Here is a 6207-nt window from a genome sequence, read left to right as displayed (position 1 = left end):
GTTGAGGATGGGTCTGAATCGGACCGACACACGGACTCGAATGAGACCGCCTCCGAAGATTAACTCAACCCTCGAGTGGTCCCGACTCAGGCCGTCACAGCGGGTCTGCGGCAAGCCGCCCTAGCCACGTTCGGGATGGATGTCTACGTGAAGCTGGGCTAACTGGGTATTTCATAACGGCTTGGTGGTGATTGCCCAGGTGGATGGCTCGCCGGGCTCATCCCTTGTGCGGCTGATGCCCGATTCGGACCGCCCGAACCGTCAAGGCCCGTAGGGCGTTTCGCCGGGTTGTTCTCCGGGATCGTGTTTCATTCGATTCAGTCACGGACTCGCCGGATTCACTGCTCCGATACCGGAGTCCCAATCGATCGTAAAGCTCTGACATGACCCCACGGCGAGCCTACCCATCCGACCTGTCCGACGCCCGCTGGGCCTTGATCGAACCGACGCTCACGGCGTGGCGCCAGGCCAGGACCGAAGCAGGCGTCGGTGGCCGGCCGCCCAAACACGACCTGCGGGAACTGTTCAACGCGATCTTGTATGTGAACCGCACCGGAATCCCGTGGCGCTACCTGCCGCATGACTTCCCGCCGCACGAGACCGTGTACGGCCACTTCGCCGCCTGGAAACGGGAGGGCGTCTTCGCCCAGCTCAACGTCGACCTCACCGGCCTGGCCCGCACCACCTCCGGCCGTCAGGCTGAGCCGACGGCCTGCATCATCGACACCCAGACCGTCAAGACCTCGACCAACGTGCCCCTCGCCGATCAGGGCATCGATGCAGGTAAGCGCATCGTGGGCAGGAAGCGGGGCGTGGTCACCGACACACTCGGCCTGCTCCTAGCCGTGATCGTCACCGCGGCCAGCGTCTCGGACAACGCCATCGGCATCCGCCTGTTCGACCAGGCCAAGGCTGCACACCCACAGCTCGCCGCAGCCTGGGCCGACACCGGCTTCCGCACCAAAGTCGTCGAACACGCCGCCGAGATCGGCATCAACGTCCAGGTCGTCGCCCGTAACGCCGACGTCAAAGGCTTCCACGTGCTCCCACGTCGCTGGGTCGTCGAACGATCAATAGGTTGGCTAATGGTCCACCGCAGGCTGGCCAGAGACTACGAAGTACTCCCGGCCAGCTCCGAGGCCCACATCCGGATCGCGATGATCGACAACCTGCTCAGGCGGATCACCGGCGAAACCACCCAGACCTGGCGAGGCACGTACTAGACCATCAAGGACGAACCAACATGAATGAGACGCCCTCTCAGACTGAGGCTGAGCCGCCCTCGGCTACTGCGATCTGTTCCACCGCACGTGTCCGCAACGCTGCTGCGTCAGCGCCCCCAACCCGTGCGAGACGCGCCGCCATGTCTTTGAGCGCCGATGTGACTCGAGTCGAGCGTACGGCTGCGGCGCATTCCAGAAACTCGTTCCAGGTCCTCATGGCCGTGTCCACATCGCCTTGCTTCAGCCGTACGACACCCAGGTCAGCGAGGACCATAGCGCGCGTTCGTTTGCGATCCAGACCGTGAATGTCCAGCGATAGGCGCATGTGGTCGGCGGCGGCGTCGAGCTCGCCGACTCGGGAGAGAACGAGTCCGGCTTCGTGTGCCCAGCGTCCCGGCGAGTAGTGCGATGCCCAGCTGGACCCGGGTGCGGCGACAGCGCGTTCGATGTGTGTTTGCGATGAGGCAAGCGACGAGAGCGCGAGCGACTTGTCACCGTCGAGAGAGGCCGCGGTCGCGAGAGAGCAGGCGTAGTAGGCACGTGCTTTCGGATGGTCCAGGCTTCCAGCGGTGTGGTGTCTACGGCCTGCTCGGCGAGACGCACGGCCTCGGCGGGCTCGCGGTTCTCACCGGCCATGGATGCGAGCCCCCGCAATGCAGTCGCTGCCAGTTCAGGATCGCGTGCGTCGTTGCCGAGCGAGTTCGCCTTCCAGTACAGGTCGGCGGCGAGGTCGTCTCGGCCGGCATCCTGCGCCATCCAAGCGGCGAGTTGGGTGATCTCACTGGCTGCGGCGTCGAGGTCTCGCCGGTTTCGGCCTGCGTCGCCTTCGAGGAAGCGCTGTACGTCACCGAGTACGTAGCGAAGCGTGGGGACCAGCAGGTGGCCGCCACCGAACTCGGACCCGGCGTCACCGAGAACCATGGTCATGCGCCGCACAGCGGCTACGTCGCCTGCCCCGATCTGTCCACCGGGGCGTCCCGGCCTCAGCAGCTCTGACGCGGCGCCGGGAACGAAGGACGGGGCCACGGCGGACGCAGCCGAGGCCGCGAGGAACCGCCTGCGCAACACCTCGTCGATCTCCTCCCACTCACCGAACCCAAGGGTACCGGTGACCGGATCAGCAGGCGGCTCGGATTCGACCGAGTGCAGCAGCGTGTCCAGCTCGGTCGGCGTCAGCGCGAGGGCGCCAGCCATCCGCCCCCTGATCCAGGGTTGTGGCGTTGCTGTGCCGGACTCCCACCTTCCGACCGTCCGACGGTCGACGCCCAAGAAGGCGGCGAGACTCTCCTGCGTATGGCCACAGGCTTCACGGCGACGCTTCAGCGCCTGTCGCCTATGCACAGCCATTGCCATACCTCCGCCGAGGTCACGAGGCCGATGCCCCATTGACGTCCCAGAAGCGCCACAAGTCTGCCGTGGTGGCGACCGCTCGCCTCCGGTTCCCTTAACTCAGACCTTTGATGTTATGTCGATGGCGAGGAGCTGGGATGTCTACGGACAGTTGCGGTCCGCTATTCGGGGCGGTCCTCGGATTTGGCTCCCGGTGCAAAGTAGCCGGTCGCCGGCTAGTCGGGGTTGTTTCGGGCTGGTCGTGCGCCGAAGTGCAGGTCGCCTTTGTCGGTGAGGTGGAAGTGGAAGGCCACCTCCAGGTGGGAGAAGTCTTCCAGGCCGGCCAGCGACTCCGGAGTGAATCGCTCGTCGTCGATGCGGATGATGGCCCGGGCGCCACTCCAGTAGTCGTCGGCGACCTCGGTGATGTCGTTGACGACGTGTGCGATCGGCGTCATGACGATCTGCTCAGCCATGTGGCCACACTCCGTTGGGTAGCCGCCTCCGGTCTACCCGACGTTCCGCATGATCGCGTTGTGCCATTCCTGGGAGGACATGGCCACGGCGGCATCGGCCAGGAGCTTGGCCGACTTGGTGCGCAGCTTCTTCCGGCTGCTCTCGATCCAGCCGTCCACGTTCTGGTAGCCGGCGTCCCGGTATTCGATTGCTTGGAACAGGCATTCCAGCTTGTCGGCGTCGTGGGCGCAGTCGACTTCGATGCTGTCGCCGTTCTCGTAGTCGGCGATCAGCGATCGGATGTGGTCGGCGGCTGCGGCAGGCAGGCCGGCCGTCTGGTCCTCGGTGACCTTCTCGTTGGTGGCGGCGTCGAGGTAGCGGCGGCCCATGTGCGGGATGTCGCCGACCCGGGTCTCCTGCGAGTCATGCCACACGGCCATGAGGGTGGCCCGGGCGGGGTCGGCTTCCTCCATCGAGGCGAGCAGACCGGCGATGATCGCCGTGCGGAAGCTGTGTTCGGCGATGGACTCGGGGTCCTTGATGCCGCACAACCACCAGCCGGTGCGCTTGCTCAACTTGAGCAGGCCGGTCTCGAAGATCAGGCGAGCGGCGGCATTGATCTCTGTCTGTTCCACTGGGGGCCTCTCTCACCGGTTGTGCAGCCGGAGCGCGTAGTGGACTTCCGCCAGCGCCTGGCGTGCGTTTGGGGACATCTTGCCAGCCTCCAAGAGATGTTCGGCGGTGGCGCTGAGTGTCGCCGTCAGGACTCGGTCATCGTCGAGCAGCTGCGGGCGCGCCGCCAGGAGGGTGCGCAGGGTGTGGATGCCCAGGTCTGCGACGCCCTCTTCGGCGTCGAGGCGGGTAGCCAAGTGCCGGAGGATCCTTTCGCCGTGCCAGCCGTCAAGCTTGATCGGCATGAAGGAGTCGTCTCGCTCGATGAGGGACAACTCGCCGACCCAGTAGGCCCAGTAGTTCAGGTTGGCGATGTGTCCGGCCTCGTCGGCAAGTCCGTAATGCGAGAAGTCGATCAGTGTGCCGGCGTTGCCGTAGCGAACCAGCGAAGCAGCGAGGGTCCTAGCCGCTGGCCACTGGGGAGACCAGCCCGACCGTTGACGCGGCAGCAGGCGATACTGCTCTGCCATCCACGCACCAGCGTCAGGGCGTCGGTCGTAGCTTTGCAGGTAGAGCGCCTGTCGATGCAGCAGGCCAGCGGTATCGGACCCGCGGCTGGCCTCGGCGACGCGCCGAAGGTGGTCGAACACCTGCGCGCGTTCGGGGACGGCGAGTTCGGGGCCTGTCGGTACCGGACCTCGGCGTTGCCTGCTGCTGCTGCTCACCGCAGCGATCGCGGTCGGCGTGCGACAGCTCAGCGGCCAGGCGACGAGCTCGACAACCTCGCGGCGGTGTACGTACGCCCCCAGCGGGTGGAAGCTGGCGGGCTCGTGGTGATCCGCGACGACGCGCGCGTGGTCCAGGAGCTGATCCGCTTCCAGCGCGACTTCCATGAGACGAACGAGTTCCGGGGCCGCGCCCAACCTGATCAGAGTCGCTTTGAGAGCCACGAACTGGGCCGTCTTGATCGCCGCCAGCGGGCGTCTGCCGGTCTCCCAGCCGGCCTCGGTGTCGGGCGAGACTCCGGCCGCTTGTGCCAGTCGCTCCTGGCTGCATCGCTCGGGCACGGATTCGCGCGCCAGCCGCAGAACATAGCCGCTGATCAAGCTCTGACGTGGCAGTCGATCAGAACCCTGACCGCCGGTCAGGGTTGGCGTGCTCGCGCGCTCGCCCACAGCCGCCCTCCTGGTTCGCTACCCGTACCCCGGGTCACTGGGCGATCCTCCCCGCAGCTTCTAGCTTCATATGCGAGCCGCGATCACACACAGCAACCTATTCGCTTGCTCACTGTATCCGGATATTGCGACGCCCAGTCACGCTACGCGGGACCCAGACGGTTGGAGGTGGACGGATGAACGCCGTTGGCTTGCTACTGGCCGAAGTCGACGATCGCCCACCGCCGGCTGCCGCCGAGGTGTTCCTTCGCAGTGCCGACGGCCACGGCGTCGAGCTGATCCCGCGAAGCCGCGCCGAAGTCCTGCTGGAGCAGGCCACGGCTTCACCGCTGTTCGACGTGACCGGCGACCTGATCCGCGGCTTCGCCTGGCCCGTCCACGGCGCGCGTCCCCGGCGCTCCTACGCTGTGATCCCGCTGGCTACACCGGTCTGGCCGAACACGGCCCGCCCGACCGCGGTCACGGTCGAGCTGTGGTGGTCGGCAGACTCGCACGGGCGCCGGCACATTCGGTCGTTCGTGGTGTGGGCGGACGACCCGTACGACGCCTACCTGCTCGCTTGCTGCCTGTGGAGTTCGAAAGCCACGGGCGCCGGAGCGGTGGCGGCATTCCTGTACGGGCCGGACCGGCGCATCGCCTACCGGATCAACGCCGCGGCCTGGACGTGCGCTCACGTGAGCGCCGAGACCGTCGCGCGGGTCGTGGTCACCAGCACCGACTGCGTCAGCGCCGAGCCCCTACCCGATACCCCGAGGACATGCGCCATGCATGAGCAACGCGTCGACGGAGTTCTGACCTATACCGGCACGAGCGAGGAGATCAGCGTGTGCCTGAGGGAGCACGCTGACGGCCGGGAGGCCTCGATGGATGCCCCCGCTGCCTACGCCATGCGCGAGGCTGCCGGGGAGATCGAGCGTGGCGCACGTACTGAGTTCCGCGGCATGGCCCACTATCGAGTGGACGAGCCTGCCGGCAGCGCCAAGGCCGGTGAGGGGCGATGACCGGTTGCGTGCGCGGCTCGCGCTATGAGGTCGCGATCGGAGGCACCACCTGCCGGACCGTCAGCAGCGGCATCGCCGAGGCGATGTTTCGGCGGTGGAGCCAAAGCCCTGACGTGATCTTGCATGGCGATCTGCGAACCGGGTTCTCCTGGAGGTGGCAGAACCGTACCCGGATCACGATCAGGCCTGTGCCTGATGCGGACGGCGCCAGCCGCCGCGGTCCGCTGCTCGCGCAGCCGGAGCGGGGCGGCGCGCGATGAGGGCTTCTGAGGTGTTGTCGGTGTCCCCGGAGCGGCTGGTGTGGACTCCGACCGGTCCGGACCGGGATCTGGCTACGGCTTGTGAGGACTTGGCCGCTGGGCGGTTCCGGCCGGCCAGGGACCTGCTGGTCGCGACCGGGCAGGGTGGGTG

6 protein-coding genes and 1 pseudogene are annotated in these 6207 nt (G+C 66.7%); 2 read left to right on the top strand and 5 right to left on the bottom strand.

What is annotated here, in order from left to right; genetic code table 11:
• Nucleotides 1-383 precede the first annotated feature (383 nt).
• A complete protein-coding gene (locus GWK61_RS51955) occupies nucleotides 384-1223 on the top strand; it encodes an IS5 family transposase (RefSeq protein WP_194921596.1) in 840 nt (279 codons plus the stop codon).
• A gap of 37 nt (nucleotides 1224-1260) precedes the next feature.
• Here the strand turns inward: GWK61_RS51955 and GWK61_RS61735 are convergent, their stop codons facing one another.
• From GWK61_RS61735 to GWK61_RS51935, 5 genes and pseudogenes are all read right to left on the bottom strand, one after another.
• The gene (locus tag GWK61_RS61735) at nucleotides 1261-1782 is read right to left on the bottom strand and encodes an NsdA family TPR-like regulatory protein (RefSeq protein WP_499704270.1); all 522 of its coding nucleotides are present in this window, start codon (nucleotides 1780-1782) and stop codon (nucleotides 1261-1263) included.
• A 35-nt stretch (nucleotides 1783-1817) separates the two neighbouring features.
• Nucleotides 1818-2570, bottom strand: a pseudogene (locus GWK61_RS51950) (helix-turn-helix transcriptional regulator); the annotation flags it as partial.
• 218 nt (nucleotides 2571-2788) lie between these two features.
• Complete coding sequence (locus tag GWK61_RS51945) at nucleotides 2789-3028, bottom strand: SAM-dependent methyltransferase (RefSeq protein WP_194921594.1); 240 nt, start codon at nucleotides 3026-3028, stop codon at nucleotides 2789-2791.
• A gap of 33 nt (nucleotides 3029-3061) precedes the next feature.
• Nucleotides 3062-3643 (bottom strand): HD domain-containing protein, encoded by a 582-nt coding sequence (locus tag GWK61_RS51940; protein WP_194921593.1) that lies wholly within the window; start codon nucleotides 3641-3643, stop codon nucleotides 3062-3064.
• 12 nt (nucleotides 3644-3655) lie between these two features.
• Complete coding sequence (locus GWK61_RS51935) at nucleotides 3656-4795, bottom strand: transcriptional regulator (RefSeq protein ID WP_194921592.1); 1140 nt, start codon at nucleotides 4793-4795, stop codon at nucleotides 3656-3658.
• A gap of 176 nt (nucleotides 4796-4971) precedes the next feature.
• Between GWK61_RS51935 and GWK61_RS51930 the strand changes: the two genes are divergently transcribed.
• Entirely contained in the window at nucleotides 4972-5796 is an 825-nt protein-coding gene (locus tag GWK61_RS51930) for a hypothetical protein (protein ID WP_194921591.1), read from the top strand.
• Nucleotides 5797-6207 lie beyond the last annotated feature (411 nt).

This window comes from Catenulispora rubra (assembly GCF_015356825.1).
GTDB lineage: Bacteria > Actinomycetota > Actinomycetes > Streptomycetales > Catenulisporaceae > Catenulispora > Catenulispora rubra.
The sequence above is the reverse complement of the archived record's forward strand: the minus strand, read 5'-3'. Positions and strand labels throughout refer to the sequence as shown.

Excerpts from the sequence above, each read along its gene's own strand:
- GWK61_RS51955 (WP_194921596.1), top strand. The coding sequence starts at position 384 with ATGACCCCACGGCGAGCCTACCCATCCGACCTGTCCGACGCCCGCTGG.
- GWK61_RS51945 (WP_194921594.1), bottom strand. The coding sequence starts at position 3,028 with ATGGCTGAGCAGATCGTCATGACGCCGATCGCACACGTCGTCAACGAC.
- GWK61_RS51930 (WP_194921591.1), top strand. The coding sequence starts at position 4,972 with ATGAACGCCGTTGGCTTGCTACTGGCCGAAGTCGACGATCGCCCACCG.